Raw genomic sequence first — 16,880 nt, forward strand, 5'->3', positions numbered from 1 at the left:
GTTGCTGTTTTACTGATTATAGACTTAAGAACTTAATTGCGACACCGATGATGAACAAGACTGCGAAGAAGCCGAATGATGCACCAAAACCAACGGCAGAGTCGAGCGCATCGTTGCGTTTTGATTGAATATCGTTCTCGAACGCGTTTTCACTTGGTGGGCGTACTGAATGTGCCATGCTGCATTCCCCCTTAATAGATTCCGCTTCTAGTATAGCGGAATAAAAGAGGATTATCTATGATGAAGTTAAGAACAAACTGTGAAATGTGGTGGGAATGATGAAAACTCCTTGGCTCGTCAATGGAAAATTAGCGAATTTATACTTATTATATGGAACAGAACGACACTTGTTAGAAGAATGGGAACGTGAAATCGTAAAAGCGGCTCTTCCGGACGGAGAACGCTTTGATTATATGAAAATCGATTTGAACGACCAACCGCTTGATGCGGTACTCGATGAAGCGGAGACGGTACCCTTTTTAAGCGACTACCGTGTCGTCGTTGCAAAACCTGCAACGTTTCTGACAGGAGCGAAAGATAAAAAACAACATAATCTCGAACGGTTAGCAGATTATATCCTACAACCGGCAGACTACGCGGTGGTTGTCTTGATCGTCGAAGCAGAAAAGCTCGATGAACGAAAAACCGTCGTCAAACGATTGAAGGAGCGCGCGACTGTACTAGAGGCAAAAAAACCGACGACCGAAGAGTTGTTCCGCTTCGTTCTGGATGCTGTCAACGACAAAGGATATCGGATGGAACGTCCAGCAATCGAGCGACTCATTTTCTTGACTGCTGAGATGTGGGGGACATTAGCCCATGAACTTGAGAAGTTGATGTTGTTTGCAGGGGACCGACCAACAATCGAAATCGAGGATGTCGATTTGCTTGTTCCGCGGACATTAGAGGACAACGTCTTTCAATTAACGGACTACTTGATGAAGCGTCAACTCGAACCAGCGATCCGCTTGATTCGCGACCTTGAAAAACAAGGACAGGAAGTGTTGGCTCTCCTTGGACTGATGGCACGCCAATACCGGATGATGTTGCTGTCGAAACGATTAGCAGAACAAGGATACGGAGAACGACAAATCGCATCAAAAGTCGGAGCTCATCCGTATGCGATCAAATTGGCACTCCAGTCTGCCAAACGGTTTACGTTTGCGCAGCTCGAGCAAGCACTCATCGCCATCACGACGACAGATGAAGGTATGAAAACAGGACGCGGTGATAAGAAGATTCTATTCGATGCGTTGATTGTTCGCTTAGCGACGCTATAAGAGGAGGCAAACGATGATGGAAGTCCAGATCATTACAGCAGAAGAGGTCATCCCATTACGGCATGATGTGTTACGTCCCCATCAACCACGTGAAGCATGTATCTACCCAGACGATGCGCTTGCATCGACGTTTCATCTCGGCGGGATAAAAGCACAACAAATCGTCGCAATCGGTAGTTTCTCGGAACAATCTCATGCACAAGCGCCAGGAGCGACGTATCAGCTTCGTGGTATGGCGTCGAGTGAAGACGTGCGTGGTGAAGGGTATGGTCGGGCGCTGATTGAAGAAGCCCGTCGTCTATTGAAAGAACGACAAGTGACAGCATGGTGGTGTAACGCCCGCGTCACGGCACTTCCTTTTTATGAGCGCCTCGGACTGGAACGTGTTGGAGAACCGTTCCTCATTGAAGGGATCGGTCTTCACTATGTCATGATCGATCGTCTAGACGACAAGTAAGACAAGAAATGGCGGACGAAGGAATCGTTTTACACGAGTCCTTCGTCCGCCATTTTAGATCATATAAAAAATCGCCACTGGAGATACCTCCTAGTGGCGACCCATCACCGTATTCTTCGGAAAGAATTAAAGTGCGTTTACGAGTTTAGCGAGACGTGATTTGTCACGACCAGCTTTGTTGCTGTGGATGAGACCTTTAGCAGCAGCTTTGTCGATTTTTTTAGAAGCTGTAGCGAAAGCAAGGACCGCTTGGTCTTTGTTACCTTCAGCTGCGAAAGTTTCGACTGCTTTAATCGCTGAACGCATTGCCGATTTACGTTGTACGTTAGCGACGCGGCGTTTTTCAGCTGTTTTAACGCGTTTGATTGCTGATTTAATGTTAGCCATGGATGATTCACCTCCAATAAAACTCATTCGAGATTTATATTCGCATATCTGCAGTTATCGTTCAACAGAACAAACACAATTGTAGCAAACGTTTTTCTTAAAAGCAATACGACGTCTAGGGAATCTTCACATTTTGTTTTTCGGGTAAAACAAAACGAGATAGTACAGTGAAGCGCTTTTTGGTATAATGAACCGTATGTACGTTTGAAAATAAGGTAAGGTGACTCTAAACATGACGAATGAAGACCGTTTAAAGCGGCAGAAGAGTATTCGTAACTTCTCGATCATTGCCCATATCGATCACGGGAAGTCGACACTCGCTGACCGAATTTTAGAAAAAACTGGCGCGTTGACATCGCGCGAAATGAAAGATCAGACACTTGATGCCATGGATCTCGAACGTGAGCGTGGCATCACGATTAAACTCAACGCTGTTCAATTGAAGTATACAGCAAAAGATGGGGAAGATTACATTCTTCACCTCATTGATACACCTGGACACGTCGACTTCACATATGAAGTCTCGCGTTCACTTGCAGCTTGTGAAGGGGCTGTCCTCGTCGTCGATGCGGCGCAAGGAATCGAAGCGCAGACGCTTGCGAACGTTTACTTAGCACTCGACAACGATCTCGAAATCCTTCCGATCATTAACAAAATCGATTTACCTTCTGCGGATGTCGAACGCGTCCGTCAAGAAATCGAAGATGTCATCGGACTTGATGCATCTGAAGCCGTTCCGACTTCTGCGAAGGCAGGGATCGGTATTGAAGAAATTCTCGAACAAATCGTCGAGAAAGTACCAGCGCCGACGGGTGATCCGTCTGCACCACTCGAAGCATTGATCTTTGACTCCTATTATGACGCTTACCGTGGTGTCGTAGCATCGATTCGAATCGTCAACGGAACAGTTAAAGTCGGCGATAAGATTCGGATGATGTCGACAGGTAAGGACTTTGAGGTTCTGGAACTTGCCGTTGCGACACCAAAACCATTACGTCAGCAAGAATTGACGGTCGGTGATGTTGGGACGTTGTCTGCTTCGATCAAAACGGTCGGCGACGTACGTGTCGGGGATACGATTACGCTTGCGAAACAGCCAGCTACTGAAGCACTGCCAGGATACCGTAAGATGAATCCGATGGTATACTGTGGACTCTATCCAATCGATGCTGCGAAATACAACGATTTACGAGAAGCGCTTGAAAAACTACAACTTAGTGACGCGGCGCTTGAGTTCGAACCAGAGACATCACAAGCACTCGGATTCGGATTCCGTTGTGGATTCCTCGGGATGCTCCACATGGAAATCATCCAGGAGCGAATCGAACGTGAATTCAACATCGATATGATCACGACGGCACCATCGGTTATCTATCACGTGACGACGACAGCGGGTGAAGTCTTGCACGTCGATAACCCATCGAAGATGCCGGATCAGCAAAAAGTCGAATTCATCGAAGAGCCGTTCGTTAAGGCTGCTGTCATGACACCGAATGATTACGTCGGTGCGATCATGGAGTTGTGTCAAAAGAAGCGTGGGACATTCGTTGACATGCAATACATCGATACGACACGTGTCAAAATCACGTATGAGTTACCGTTATCTGAGATCGTCTACGACTTCTTCGATCAGTTGAAATCGAGTACGAAAGGGTATGCGTCACTTGATTATGAATTGATCGGCTACCAACAGTCGCGTCTCGTCAAGATGGACATCCTGCTCAACAACGAGAACGTCGATGCGCTCAGCTTCATCGTTCACCGTGACTTTGCGTACGAACGCGGGAAAGTCATCGTTGATAAGTTGAAAGAATTGATTCCGCGGATGCAGTTCGAAGTGCCGATACAGGCCGCTGTCGGAACGAAGATCGTTGCTCGTTCGACGATTAAGGCATTACGGAAGAACGTTCTCGCGAAATGTTACGGGGGAGATATCTCTCGGAAACGGAAGCTGCTCGAGAAGCAAAAAGAAGGTAAGAAACGCATGAAGATGGTAGGCTCAGTAGAGGTACCGCAAGAAGCCTTCATGTCCGTTCTATCCATGGACGAAGATTAAACAGGTGGGGGGCGCTTGCGTCCCCTTTTTGGTTTTTATAGAGAAAGGATGAGGCGAAATGGGAATACGCGCCGCATATGTCCACATCCCTTTTTGTGAACATATTTGTTATTACTGTGATTTCAATAAAGTCTTTTTAAAGAATCAGCCCGTCGATGAATACCTCGATGCGCTTGAACGCGAAATCGAACTGACGTTGAAACAATACCCGACGGATCATCTCGAGACGATCTTCATCGGTGGCGGAACACCAACCGCTTTAAATGAACCACAGATGCAACGGTTGATGGAAATCATCCAGAAACACTTGTTGCCACTGACAGGCGATGATTTAGAGTACACGGTCGAGTCGAACCCGGACGGTGTATCGGAAGAGAAACTCGATATCATGAAAGCGGGCGGTGTCAACCGCGTCAGTTTTGGTGTCCAATCGTTTGATGACGGGTTGCTCGAACGCATCGGTCGGACGCACCGGGAAGCGAAAGTCGCGCAGACGCTCGACGCAGCAGCGAAACGGTTTGATAACATCTCCGTCGACTTGATGTTCGGGTTACCGAATCAGACGCTCGATCAGGTTCGCTACGACGTCTCGCGGGCACTTCAATTACCGATCACGCATATCTCCTCCTATTCGTTGATTTTAGAACCGCACACGGTCTTTGCGATTCAAGAGCGAAAAGGAAAGTTACCGCTACCGACGCAAGATCTCGAGGCAGAGATGTATCAAGTGATGATCGATACGATCGAAGCAGGTGGATATGCGCAGTATGAGATCTCGAACTTCGCGCAAACAGGAAAAGAGAGTCGTCATAATCGCGTCTACTGGGAAAACGATGAGTACTACGGATTCGGTGCAGGATCACATAGCTATATCAATCAGACGCGTCGTGCGAACATCGCACCGATTCCGCACTATATCAAGGCAGAAGGGTTACCGGTTCGAAAAGAGACGCCGTTGACGAACGTCGAGCGGATGGAAGAAGAGATGTTCCTTGGACTTCGAATGAAGGATGGCGTATCACTCGAACGTTTCCAGACGAAATATGGAGTAGCGTTTGAAGATGTGTTTGGTGATGTCATGAAACGTTTGTTGCCAAACGGTCTCGTCGAACAGACGGAGACACATATCCGTTTGACGCCAGCCGGTGTTCCGTTAGCGAACGAAGTCTTTGCAGAATTCATCGGTGAAGCGCAGGTTCAATGAGTCTTGAATAAATGAAAGGAAGCGGTGTTCCCTTAATAAAGAGGAAGACCGCTTCTTTTCATTTTTTGGATTTCCTTAAAAAATAAGCAGTCGTTCCGATGACCGCGATGAACAGCCAGACAAAGACTCCTGCCATTGCCAATAATTCAATCATCCGATTCATCCTTTCCATTCTTTGTTTCACTGTATCGCAGAATGGGAAACTGTTCAAAGGGTCACGCAATTCGGTTGACATCGGACGGACAATTCCTTATAGTAAAAGATGTAATTAGCACTCGTTAAAAGTGAGTGCTAACAAAATAAGGTGGTGAAGAAGGTGCTGACGGATCGTCAATTGTTGATTTTACGTGCAATCGTCGATGATTACATCAAGACTGCTCAACCCGTCGGCTCACGGACGCTCTCCAAGCGAGACGACGTGACGTTCAGTTCCGCGACCATTCGTAACGAGATGGCGGACCTCGAAGAGATGGGTCTGATTGAAAAGCCACACACTTCCGCAGGACGGATTCCTTCCGAACTCGGATATCGTTTTTATGTCGACCATCTGATTCGTCCGGAAAGCATCACACCAAAAGAAGCGCAGGCATTGAAATCACTCTTTGCCCATTCCGTGAATGAGAATGATCGGTTGATTCGGCACACAGCAGACCTGTTGAGCGATTTAACCCATTACACGACGCTTGTACTTGGACCAAAAGAAGAGGGACAACGCTTGCATCATCTGGAATTGATTCCTCTTGCTGAAGGTCGTGTCGTCATCGTTCTCGTCACCGAGACGGGACATGTCGAACACAAGACTTTGCAATTGAATCAAGCGTTATCCCAGGAAGCAGCGAGCCGACTGATGGAACGTCTGAATCAGACGTTACGCGGTACGCCACTCTCAGCCTTGCGCAGTCGTCTGCTCGAGGAAATCCGTCGCTTCCGTTCAGAGCATTCTGAACAGACGGTGTTGCTCTCGAAGGCACTTGATCTCGTCTTGACGGATCAAGAGGAGCGACCGTTCATCTATCTGGGCGGGAAAGCTAACATGTTCGATCAGCCTGAATTTCAGGACGTCGCAAAATTACGACCTGTTCTCGAGTTGATCGAACAGCAAGAAGCCGTTCTCGATTTCCTCCGACCGAATCTCGATAATCAAATCCTGATTACGATCGGGAGTGAGAACAATGTGGATGCATTAAAAGATTGTAGCGTCATCCGGGCCCATTATTCGGTCGACGGTGTCTCGATCGGGACACTCGCCTTGATCGGACCGAAACGGATGGATTACAACCGGGGAATCAACTCGATCATCCATCTACTTCAAGCATTCCAAACCGAATTGCATAAGAACAATTTGGATTGAATATAGAAAGGGGCTCGATTCAGAGTGGAAGAAAAAGAACAGAATCAAAACCTCCAACAAGAAGAAAACGTGACAGAGCCGACTGAAACCGTCGAAGTCACAGAAGAAGAAGTCATTCAAGCGGATCTCGTCGAAGACGAGAAACCAGACTTCGAAGCACAACTCGCAGAAGCAAAAGCTTCAGAATTACGCCTCCGTGCGGATTTTGAGAACTTCAAGCGTCGTAACCGTGTCGAAGCAGAGAATCGCGCGAAGTATTCTTCACAAGCGATCGTCGAAAAGCTGTTACCACTCGTCGATAACTTGGACCGTGCGCTCCAAATCGAGACGGAAAACGAGGAGACGAAATCCGTCTTGACGGGTGTTGAGATGGTGAAACGTCAACTCGTCGAAACGCTTCAAAATGAAGGCGTCGTCGAGATTCCAGCAGTCGGTGAAGCGTTCGATCCGAACTTACACCAAGCGGTCGTTCAAGAAGCGAGCGAAGAACACGAATCAGGTGTCGTCATCGCTGAATTCCAAAAAGGGTACAAATTGCACGATCGTGTGATTCGTCCGAGTATGGTTAAAGTAGCTGAGTAATCAGCAAGTAGGCACTTGAATATTCTAATCATTGAAAGCGAGGAAATAGATCATGGCAAAAATCATCGGTATTGACTTAGGTACAACGAACTCATGTGTTGCAGTAATGGAAGGTGGCGAACCTGTCGTCATCGCTAACGCAGAAGGAAACCGTACGACACCATCTGTCGTCGCATTCAAAAACGGCGAGCGTCAAGTAGGGGAAGTCGCAAAACGTCAAGCAATCACGAACCCGAACACGATCATGTCGATCAAGCGTCATATGGGTACGGACTATAAAGTAGAAGTCGAAGGCAAAGACTACACACCACAAGAAGTCTCTGCGATCATCCTTCAAAAACTAAAAGCGCAAGCAGAAGACTACCTCGGTGAAAAAGTCACAGAAGCTGTCATCACAGTACCTGCTTACTTCAACGATGCAGAACGCCAAGCGACAAAAGACGCTGGTACGATTGCTGGTCTTGATGTAAAACGGATCATCAACGAGCCTACAGCGGCAGCACTCGCATACGGTCTCGAAAAAGGCGAAGATCACACGATCCTCATCTATGACCTTGGTGGCGGTACGTTCGACGTGTCGATCCTTGAACTTGGTGATGGCGTCTTTGAAGTTGTTTCAACTGCTGGTGACAGCCGTCTTGGTGGAGATGATTTCGACCAAAAAATCATCGACCATCTCGTAGCAGAATTCAAAAAAGAAAACGGCATCGATCTTGCTCAAGATAAGATGGCGCTTCAACGTTTGAAAGATGCAGCTGAAAAAGCGAAAAAAGACCTTTCAGGTGTTTCTTCAACACAAATCAGCCTTCCGTTCATCACAGCTGGCGCATCAGGTCCACTTCACTTGGAAATGACGCTCTCACGCGCGAAATTCGACGATCTCACAGCAGATCTCGTTGAACGTACTATGGAACCAACACGCCGTGCTATGAACGATGCAGGTCTGACACCAGACAAAATCGACAAAATCATCCTCGTTGGTGGTTCGACTCGTATTCCTGCAGTTCAAAAAGCAATCCAAGACTTCACTGGTAAAGAGTCGTTCAAAGGGGTTAACCCGGATGAAGTCGTTGCCCTCGGTGCAGCGGTTCAAGGTGGCGTATTGACAGGAGACGTTAAAGACGTCGTTCTTCTCGACGTAACTCCACTCTCACTCGGTATCGAGACAATGGGTGGCGTGATGACGAAATTGATCGATCGTAACACAACGATCCCAACTTCGAAATCACAAGTCTTCTCGACTGCAGCAGACAGCCAACCAGCTGTTGACATCCACGTCCTCCAAGGGGAACGTCCAATGGCAGCAGATAACAAAACACTTGGTCGCTTCCAATTGACGGACATTCCGCCAGCACCACGTGGTGTGCCACAAATCGAAGTTAAATTCGACATCGACGCGAACGGTATCGTTAACGTTTCTGCGAAAGATCTCGGAACGAACAAAGAACAGTCGATCACGATTCAATCATCAAGCGGTTTGACTGAAGCGGACATCGAGCAAATGGTCAAAGATGCAGAAGCAAACGCGGACGCAGACAACAAGCGTAAAGAAGAAGTCGAATTACGCAACGAAGCAGACCAACTCGTCTTCGCAACAGATAAAGCAATCAAAGACCTCGGTGAGCAAGTCGCTGACGCTGATAAAGAAAAAGCAGAAGCTGCAAAAGAAAAAGTAACAAAAGCTCTCGAAGGAACAGACATCGAAGCAATCCGTTCTGCAAAAGACGAATTGTCGACAGTCGTCCAAGAGTTGACACAAAAAGTCTACGAGAACATGGCACAGCAACAAGCGGGCGCTGAAGGCGCACAAGCTGGTGGTCAAGACGACAACGTCATGGACGCTGAGTTCGAAGAAGTCGACGAGAAAGACAACAAGTAATTCATCCGACCGATTTTTCGGGCGCTAGAGAGAGCCAAAGCGTATCCGCGCTTTGGCTCTTTCCATGTCGCACGAAGTTCGGTAAAATCAAACAGTATGAAATGAATCGGAATAGAGAGAGGAAGACTGCACGTGGAAAAACGCGATTATTATGAAGTACTAGGCGTCGCGCGCGATGCCTCATCAGCGGAAATAAAACGCGCGTACCGTAAGCTTGCCCGGACGTACCACCCGGACGTCAACAAGGAAGCGGATGCGGATGCGAAATTCAAGGAATTATCGGAAGCGTATGAAGTGTTATCCGATGACAATAAACGAGCACGTTACGATCAATTCGGTCACCAAGATCCATCGCAAGGTGGCGGTGGATTCAGTGGAGCTGAAGGATTCGGAGACATCTTCGACATGTTCTTCGGTGGCGGACGTCGTCAAGATCCAAATGCACCACGTAAAGGACAGGATTTACAATACGTCGAGGAAATCGACTTCATGGAATCGGTCACAGGTGTCGAGAAGACGATCACGATTCCAGTCGAAGAAGATTGCGGGACATGTCACGGTTCGGGTGCTAAACCAGGAACACATCCGGAAACATGTAAACGATGTGGTGGTTCGGGTCACATCAACGTCGAACAAAACACGATGTTCGGTCGTGTCGTTAACCAAACGACATGTTCGACATGTCATGGCCGTGGACAAATCGTCAAGGAGCCATGTGAAACATGTCGTGGAGCCGGTCGCGTCCGTAAAAACAAAGATGTCCGTGTCAAAATTCCATCAGGGATCGACAATGGGCAACAAATTCGTTTAGCAGGTAAAGGGGAAGCCGGTGTCAACGGTGGACCAGCGGGTGACTTGTATGTCGTCGTTCGTGTCGCAGCACACGAACTGTTCGAACGTGTCGACGATCATATCGTCATGGATATGCCACTTACATTCGCGCAAGCAACACTTGGCGATGAGATCGAAGTGCCAACTGTTCATGGTAAGGTCAGTCTGAAGATTCCAGCGGGCACACAGACAGGATCGCGATTCCGTCTCCGCGGAAAAGGGATGCCGAATGTTCGGTCCGGTCACCATGGCGACCAGTACGTCAATGTCGTCGTCATTACACCGAAGAATCTGACGGAACGTCAAAAAGAACTCTTACGGGAATTCAATGAAATCAGCGATGAAAAAGGTGTCGAAGAGCAACACGAAGGTGTCTTCAGCCGGATCAAGACATTCTTTACAGGGTGATCACTACAGAGGAGCGTGACAAGAAATGAAATGGTCAGAGATCTGTGTCCATACGACACAAGAAGCCATCGAAGCAGTTTCAAACATCTTACATGAAGCGGGAGCAAGCGGAGTCGTTATCGAGGATGTCGAAGATTTCGAGATGATGTCCCACCGCGAAGATAACTTCGGTGAAATTTGGGATGAGACGAAACGAGACGAGTATCCGACACAAGGTGTACTCGTGAAGGCGTATCTTGCAGAAAGCAGCGATTTGACGGACACGATCAAAGGCATCGAACATGACATCCAACAGTTGACGAACTTCGGTCTGTCGATTGGCACGGGTGCTGTCACGCTGACTCAAGTAGATGAAGAAGATTGGGCTCATTCATGGAAACAATTCTATAAGCCAGTCAAAATCAGTCGCCATCTGACAGTCGTCCCGATGTGGGAAGACTATACACCACAACCGGATGAAAAAATCATCGAGCTCGATCCAGGTATGGCATTCGGAACGGGAACACACCCGACGACGGTCCTCTGTATTCAAGCGATTGAGAACTACTTGCAAGAGCAAGACCGTGTCGTCGATGTCGGAACGGGATCCGGTGTCCTCGCGATCGCAGCTGCGAAGCTTGGGGCAAAAGATGTCTTTGCACTCGATTTAGACGAAGTCGCTGTCAAATCAGCGACGGAAAACGTCGCTTTGAACGAAGTCAGTGAGCAGATCACAGTCCGCCAAGGCGACTTGATGAAGGAATTGAGTGAGCCGGTCGAGTTGATCGTCGCAAACATCTTAGCGGAAGTCATCCTCCTCTTCGTCAAGGATGCCTATACGTTGACGTTACCAGGCGGTCATTTCATCGCTTCCGGTATCATTAGTCAGAAGAAGGATATGGTCGTCCAAGCGATGCAAGAAGCAGGATTTACGATCGTCGAGACAACGAAGCTTGAGGACTGGGTCGCGATCATCGCGAAACGGGAGGCGTAAACATATGCAACGGTATTTCGTCGAGCCCTCGATGCGTCAGGGAGAGGTGTTTCATCTCTCGAAAGACGACGCACACCATATGAAAAACGTCATGCGGATGGAAGTCGGCGGAGAGATTCTCGTACTCGACGGGACAGGTCTTTACCGGTGCCGTCTGGAAGCACTCGATAAACAAGCGGCTTCTGCCCGGATCGAAGAGACGCTACCGATCGAGACGGAATTACCGATTCGTGTGACGATCGCCCATGGATTGCCAAAAGGCGATAAGATCGAACTCGTTGCCCAAAAAGCAACGGAACTCGGGATCCATCATCTACGAATTTTCGAAGCCGATCGTTCCGTCTCGAAATGGGATCAGAAGAAGGTTCCGAAAAAGATTGAGCGACTCGAAAAAATCGTCAAGGAAGCAGCCGAACAATCGTACCGTGCCCACTTGCCGACAGTCGACTTCGTGGCGTATGATGAAGTCTTACAGGATGCATCGAACTATACGGCTTGTCTGGTTGCCTATGAAGAATCAGCAAAACAAGGGGAGGCCTCCGTCCTCGCTACGACGCTTGCTGGATTGCAAGAAGGTGATTCCCTTCTTGTCGTCATCGGACCTGAAGGTGGGTTCGCTGAAGCAGAAATCGCACGTTTGACGGATGCCGGTTTTAAAAAAGCCGCTCTAGGGCGTCGCATCTTACGGACGGAAACGGCACCATTTTATGTCCTTTCCGCCGTCTCGTATCATTTTGAATTGAAAGGGTGAACGAAATGGCAACTGTTGCCTTTCAAACGCTTGGCTGTAAAGTCAACCATTACGAAACAGAAGCTGTCTGGCAACTGTTCAAGGACGCTGGCTACGCACGCGTTGATTTTGCGGATCATGCGGACGTGTATGTCGTCAATACATGTACGGTCACGAATACCGGAGATAAGAAAAGTCGCCAAGTCATCCGACGGGCGATTCGCCAAAATCCGGATAGTGTCATCTGCGTAACGGGTTGTTATGCTCAAACGTCTCCTGCTGAGATCATGGCGATTCCTGGCGTCGATGTCGTCGTCGGAACACAAGATCGGCATAAAATGATTGGATACATCGAACAATTCCGTGAAGAACGCATGCCAATCAATGCGGTCGGAAACATCATGAAAGCAAAAGTCTATGAAGAACTGGATGTACCGGCCTTTACGGACCGGACACGGGCTTCGCTGAAAATTCAAGAAGGTTGTAACAACTTCTGTACGTTCTGTATCATCCCATGGGCGCGTGGTCTCATGCGGTCTCGTCAACCGGAAGATGTCTTGAAGCAAGCACAACAGCTCGTTGATGCGGGTTACAAAGAAATCGTCTTGACGGGAATCCATACAGGTGGATACGGAGAAGACTTGAAAGACTACAACTTAGCAAAATTACTTAAAGCACTCGAATCCGTCAATGGACTTGAACGCTTGCGCATTTCGTCGATTGAAGCGAGTCAAATCACGGACGAGGTACTTGATGTCCTGAAGGATTCGCCGATCGTCGTTCGTCACTTGCACGTTCCGATCCAGTCTGCATCCGATACGGTCCTTCGCCGAATGCGCCGCAAGTATACGATGGCGGAATTCGGAGAACGAATCACACGTCTGAAGGAAGTCCTGCCTGACTGTGCAATCACGTCGGATGTCATCGTTGGTTTCCCAGGTGAGACGGAAGAAGAGTTCATGGAAACGTTCAACTTCATCAATGATCATAAGTTCAGTGAATTGCATGTTTTCCCGTACTCGAAACGGACGGGAACACCAGCTGCGATGATGGACGATCAAGTCGAGGAATCAATCAAAGAAGAACGCGTCGCGCGCTTGATCGCATTATCAGATCAACTCGCGAAGGAATATGCTTCGAAATACGAGGGAGAACTGCTTGAGATCATTCCGGAAGAATTTTCGGAAGAAGCAGGCGGTCGTCTCGTCGGTTACACGGATAACTATCTGCGTGTCGCAATCGAAGGCGATGAGTCAATGATCGGACAACTCGTTCGTGTCAAAATCACGAAAGCCGGCTATCCGATGAATGATGGTCAATTCGTCCGCATCATGCAGACATTAAAAGACGCTGCGGTCTAATCGAAAGGGCAAAGGAAACCTCTGGTTTTCTTTGCCACTTTTTTTGTTTTCATTTCAGGAATGCGCTACACTGAATACAGTTCAATTAAGGAAAGAGGATATCATTCATGCGAATCAACAAATTCATTAGCGAAACGGGTTTTTGCTCAAGACGTGCTGCCGATAAACTGATCGATGCAGGTCGTGTGACGATCAACGGTCTGACAGCAGAACTCGGCTCGCAAGCTGAAGAAACGGACGTCGTCGAAATCGACGGTCAGCCGCTTCAGACAAAACCAAAACCTGTCTACATCGTCTTAAATAAACCAGTCGGCATCACGTGTACGACAGAGCTTGATATCGAAGGAAACATCATCGATTTCGTCAATCATCCGAAGCGGATTTTCCCAATCGGTCGCCTCGATAAAGATTCAGACGGCTTGATTCTGTTGACGAATGACGGTGATGTCGTTAACCGGATCTTACGAGCAGAAAACAATCACGACAAAGAATATATCGTAACCGTCGATGCACCAATTACGGATACGTTCATTCAAGGGATGGCGAGTGGTGTTGACATTCTCGGTACGACAACGAAGGAATGCATCGTTGAACCACTTGAGACACGGACATTCCGGATCATTTTGACGCAAGGGTTAAATCGTCAGATTCGCCGTATGTGTAAAGAGTTCGGCTACCGAGTTAAGCGTCTCCAACGCGTCCGGATCATGAACATCGAGCTTGGCGATTTACCGATTGGTTCTTGGCGAGATTTGACAGAAGAGGAATTACGCGTGTTGTTTACGACGCTTGACGGGCAATAAGGTTCAATGAAAGTCGCCACTGGCGGCTTTCTTCATACATAAGGGGGATGACCGTGGATAAACGGGGTATGAGTGCGACATTTGTCGCCTACGTGATTGGTGGACTGTTGCCGATCTACAAAGTATTTGCTGCTGGTATTCCAGCATGGACGGTCGTTTCAATTCGGATATTGAGTGCGTTCATCTTCGTGACGTTGTTACTACGCCTGACGAAGAAATTCCAATTCGTTCGTCAATTATGGCAAAACAAACGCCAGCGCTATACCGTGCTTGCGGCAGGGCTCGTATTAGGTGGGAACTGGTCGCTCTATCTTTACGCCATCGGGGAAGGGTATATCGTTGAGTCGTCACTCGGGTATTACATCAATCCGCTCGTCAGCGTCTTGTTCGGTTTGATCTTTTTTAAGGAACGATTGACGCGTCCGCAAGTGATTGCGATTTTATCAGCAATCATCGGTGTGATGATTTTAACGCTCGGTTATGGTCAATTTCCGATTATCGCCTTTTCACTTGCCGTCTCGTTCGCATTTTACGGTGTACTAAAGAAAAAGGCAGCAGCCGAACCATTATCCGGATTATTTTTAGAGACACTGGTCACGCTCCCGTTCGCTCTCTTGACGCTTGGTGTGACAGATAGTCAACCGCTTGCGATGCCGACGAGTGCGCTGGTTGCGATCATCATGCTCGGGATCGCAACAGCAGTCCAATTGATGTTATTCGGATACGGAATGCCGAAAATCCCGTTTGTCTACGTCGGGATTCTCCAATACATTGCCCCGACCCTGACGCTACTCCTTGGAATTTATCTATTTAATGACGTCTTTACGACGATTCACTTCATCGCTTTCCTGTTCATTTGGATTGCTGTTGCTCTCTTTACGATCAGCGGTTTATCGGCAGGAAAAATGCGAATGAAGAAGGTATCATAATGAAAGAAGGGATTACGTGAATCTACCAGGATTCTTTGCGACACTTGTCGCGTATATCATTTGGGGACTCTTACCGCTCTACTGGAAGATGCTCGCCAACGTACCGAGTGAAGAGATACTGGCACACCGGATCATCTGGTCATTCTTATTTCTGCTCATCTTATTATCATTTCAAAAAGCACTTGGGAAGTGGAAAACGGCGTTACGCGATCCGTTCACGCGGCGACTCTTTTTCTTAAACGGACTGATCATCAGTCTGAACTGGTTCATCTATATCTGGGCCGTCAATCATCAATTCATTGTCGAAGCGTCGCTTGGTTATTACATCAATCCGCTTGTCAGCATCGTCTTTGGTGTCGTATTCTTTCGGGAAAAGCTTTCACGGATCGAGTGGATCTCGATTGTCCTTGCGACGATCGGTGTCTTGATTTTGACGATTGGCTACGGCGAGTTTCCATGGATTTCGATCGCACTTGCCTTAAGCTTCGGCTTTTACGGCGTCGTCAAAAAGCGGCGACCACTCGAATCAACGGTCAGTCTGACGCTCGAGACGATGGCGCCGCTTCCGCTGGCTTTGATTTTCCTAGGCTATTGGCAAGTACAAGGGACGTCTTCGATGACCGAATCTGTCGGTACGACGACCGGACTCATCTTGACCGGGATTGTCACCGCTGTTCCACTTTTGTTATTCGGATTCGGGGCACAACGGATTCCGTTCACGTGGGTCGGATTCCTGCAATTCGTCGCACCAACCTTGTCGCTTGGACTCGGTGTGTTGCTGTATCACGAACCATTTACTAAAACGCACATGGTGGCGTTTACATGTATTTGGACAGCAGCAATCGTCTTTACGCTCAATGGTGTCTGGATTCGGAAAAAACAGCTCCGAAAAGTCGCGTAAAAAGATAGAAGTCTGACCTCTTGCGTGATAGAATAAAAACAGAGTCTAAGGGATACCCTTAAGGAGGACAACAAACATGAATTTAGCAGGAATGATCGACCATACGGCACTGAAGCCAGAAACATCACGTGCTCAGATCGAAACACTCTGTAAAGAAGCATTAGAATACAAATTCGCAAGCGTCTGTGTTAACCCAACATACGTCGCGTTAGCAGCAGAACTCTTAAAATCAGATGATGACGTCAAAGTATGTACAGTCATCGGCTTCCCACTTGGAGCAAACACACCAGAAGTAAAAGCATTCGAAACAAAGGATGCGATCCAAAACGGTGCAACTGAAATCGATATGGTTCTCAACATCGGCGCATTAAAAGATGGCGATCTTGAGTTAGTAGAACGTGACATTCGTGCGGTTGTCGAAGCGGCAAACGGTACACTCGTTAAAGTCATCTTCGAAAACTGCCTTCTTACAAAAGAAGAAATCAAAACAGCTGCTGAACTTTCAGTTAAAGCAGGTGCTAACTTCGTGAAGACATCGACTGGTTTCTCAACAGGTGGTGCAACTGTCGAAGACATCCGTCTCATGCGTGAGACAGTTGGTCCTGACATCGGTGTTAAAGCATCTGGTGGCGTTCGTGACTTCGAAGGTGCAAAAGCAATGATCGATGCAGGTGCATCGCGCATTGGCGCATCAGCAGGAATCGCAATCGTTACAGGTGGTACTTCTGATAGCGACTACTAAGAATAT

Annotated in this window: 17 protein-coding genes; 15 read left to right on the forward strand and 2 right to left on the reverse strand. The window is 47.9% G+C overall.

The window, feature by feature from the left end; genetic code table 11:
* Positions 1-16 precede the first annotated feature (16 nt).
* Positions 17-178 carry a YqzM family protein gene (locus EXW93_RS03895; protein ID WP_023467431.1) on the reverse strand — a complete coding sequence of 54 codons (162 nt, stop codon included), beginning with the start codon at positions 176-178 and terminating at the stop codon, positions 17-19.
* A 100-nt stretch (positions 179-278) separates the two neighbouring features.
* On the opposite strand from EXW93_RS03895, the gene holA reads away from it, so the two are divergent.
* Both holA and EXW93_RS03905 read left to right on the forward strand, forming a co-directional pair.
* Positions 279-1,280 carry a DNA polymerase III subunit delta gene (holA, locus tag EXW93_RS03900; RefSeq protein ID WP_023467432.1) on the forward strand — a complete coding sequence of 334 codons (1,002 nt, stop codon included), beginning with the start codon at positions 279-281 and terminating at the stop codon, positions 1,278-1,280.
* Between the two features lie 13 nt (positions 1,281-1,293).
* A complete protein-coding gene (locus EXW93_RS03905) occupies positions 1,294-1,737 on the forward strand; it encodes a GNAT family N-acetyltransferase (RefSeq protein ID WP_041255011.1) in 444 nt (147 codons plus the stop codon).
* Positions 1,738-1,863: 126 nt separating this feature from the next.
* Here EXW93_RS03905 and rpsT read toward each other — a convergent pair whose 3' ends face one another.
* A complete protein-coding gene (rpsT, locus tag EXW93_RS03910; protein WP_023467434.1) occupies positions 1,864-2,124 on the reverse strand; it encodes a 30S ribosomal protein S20 in 261 nt (86 codons plus the stop codon).
* Positions 2,125-2,356: 232 nt separating this feature from the next.
* On the opposite strand from rpsT, the gene lepA reads away from it, so the two are divergent.
* The 13 genes from lepA to deoC all read left to right on the forward strand — a co-directional run bounded on the left by lepA (position 2,357) and on the right by deoC (position 16,874).
* Positions 2,357-4,180 (forward strand): translation elongation factor 4, encoded by a 1,824-nt coding sequence (gene lepA, locus EXW93_RS03915; protein WP_023467435.1) that lies wholly within the window; start codon positions 2,357-2,359, stop codon positions 4,178-4,180.
* 58 nt (positions 4,181-4,238) lie between these two features.
* Positions 4,239-5,384 carry a radical SAM family heme chaperone HemW gene (hemW, locus tag EXW93_RS03920; RefSeq protein WP_035398414.1) on the forward strand — a complete coding sequence of 382 codons (1,146 nt, stop codon included), beginning with the start codon at positions 4,239-4,241 and terminating at the stop codon, positions 5,382-5,384.
* Positions 5,385-5,700: 316 nt separating this feature from the next.
* The gene (hrcA, locus tag EXW93_RS03925) at positions 5,701-6,735 is read left to right on the forward strand and encodes a heat-inducible transcriptional repressor HrcA (RefSeq protein WP_023467439.1); all 1,035 of its coding nucleotides are present in this window, start codon (positions 5,701-5,703) and stop codon (positions 6,733-6,735) included.
* A 24-nt stretch (positions 6,736-6,759) separates the two neighbouring features.
* The gene (gene grpE, locus EXW93_RS03930) at positions 6,760-7,317 is read left to right on the forward strand and encodes a nucleotide exchange factor GrpE (RefSeq protein ID WP_023467440.1); all 558 of its coding nucleotides are present in this window, start codon (positions 6,760-6,762) and stop codon (positions 7,315-7,317) included.
* 52 nt (positions 7,318-7,369) lie between these two features.
* Entirely contained in the window at positions 7,370-9,196 is a 1,827-nt protein-coding gene (gene dnaK, locus EXW93_RS03935) for a molecular chaperone DnaK (protein WP_035398411.1), read from the forward strand.
* 132 nt (positions 9,197-9,328) lie between these two features.
* On the forward strand, positions 9,329-10,435 hold the full coding sequence (dnaJ, locus tag EXW93_RS03940; protein WP_174316046.1) for a molecular chaperone DnaJ: 1,107 nt from the start codon (positions 9,329-9,331) through the stop codon (positions 10,433-10,435).
* 25 nt (positions 10,436-10,460) lie between these two features.
* Positions 10,461-11,408: a 50S ribosomal protein L11 methyltransferase gene (prmA, locus tag EXW93_RS03945; protein WP_029341002.1), complete on the forward strand. Its 948-nt coding sequence runs from the start codon at positions 10,461-10,463 to the stop codon at positions 11,406-11,408.
* A 4-nt stretch (positions 11,409-11,412) separates the two neighbouring features.
* On the forward strand, positions 11,413-12,159 hold the full coding sequence (locus EXW93_RS03950; protein WP_075642007.1) for a 16S rRNA (uracil(1498)-N(3))-methyltransferase: 747 nt from the start codon (positions 11,413-11,415) through the stop codon (positions 12,157-12,159).
* Positions 12,160-12,164: 5 nt separating this feature from the next.
* Positions 12,165-13,499 (forward strand): tRNA (N(6)-L-threonylcarbamoyladenosine(37)-C(2))-methylthiotransferase MtaB, encoded by a 1,335-nt coding sequence (mtaB, locus tag EXW93_RS03955; RefSeq protein ID WP_023467445.1) that lies wholly within the window; start codon positions 12,165-12,167, stop codon positions 13,497-13,499.
* Positions 13,500-13,606: 107 nt separating this feature from the next.
* On the forward strand, positions 13,607-14,302 hold the full coding sequence (rluF, locus tag EXW93_RS03960) for a 23S rRNA pseudouridine(2604) synthase RluF (protein WP_174316047.1): 696 nt from the start codon (positions 13,607-13,609) through the stop codon (positions 14,300-14,302).
* 47 nt (positions 14,303-14,349) lie between these two features.
* Positions 14,350-15,231: an EamA family transporter RarD gene (gene rarD / locus EXW93_RS03965; protein ID WP_217448895.1), complete on the forward strand. Its 882-nt coding sequence runs from the start codon at positions 14,350-14,352 to the stop codon at positions 15,229-15,231.
* A gap of 16 nt (positions 15,232-15,247) precedes the next feature.
* Positions 15,248-16,132 (forward strand): EamA family transporter RarD, encoded by an 885-nt coding sequence (rarD, locus tag EXW93_RS03970; RefSeq protein ID WP_023467448.1) that lies wholly within the window; start codon positions 15,248-15,250, stop codon positions 16,130-16,132.
* 76 nt (positions 16,133-16,208) lie between these two features.
* Positions 16,209-16,874 (forward strand): deoxyribose-phosphate aldolase, encoded by a 666-nt coding sequence (deoC, locus tag EXW93_RS03975; RefSeq protein WP_023467449.1) that lies wholly within the window; start codon positions 16,209-16,211, stop codon positions 16,872-16,874.
* The last annotated feature ends 6 nt before the right edge of the window (positions 16,875-16,880 follow it).

Source organism: Exiguobacterium sp. JMULE1 (assembly GCF_013337175.1).
In the GTDB taxonomy this organism is placed as follows: domain Bacteria; phylum Bacillota; class Bacilli; order Exiguobacteriales; family Exiguobacteriaceae; genus Exiguobacterium_A; species Exiguobacterium_A indicum.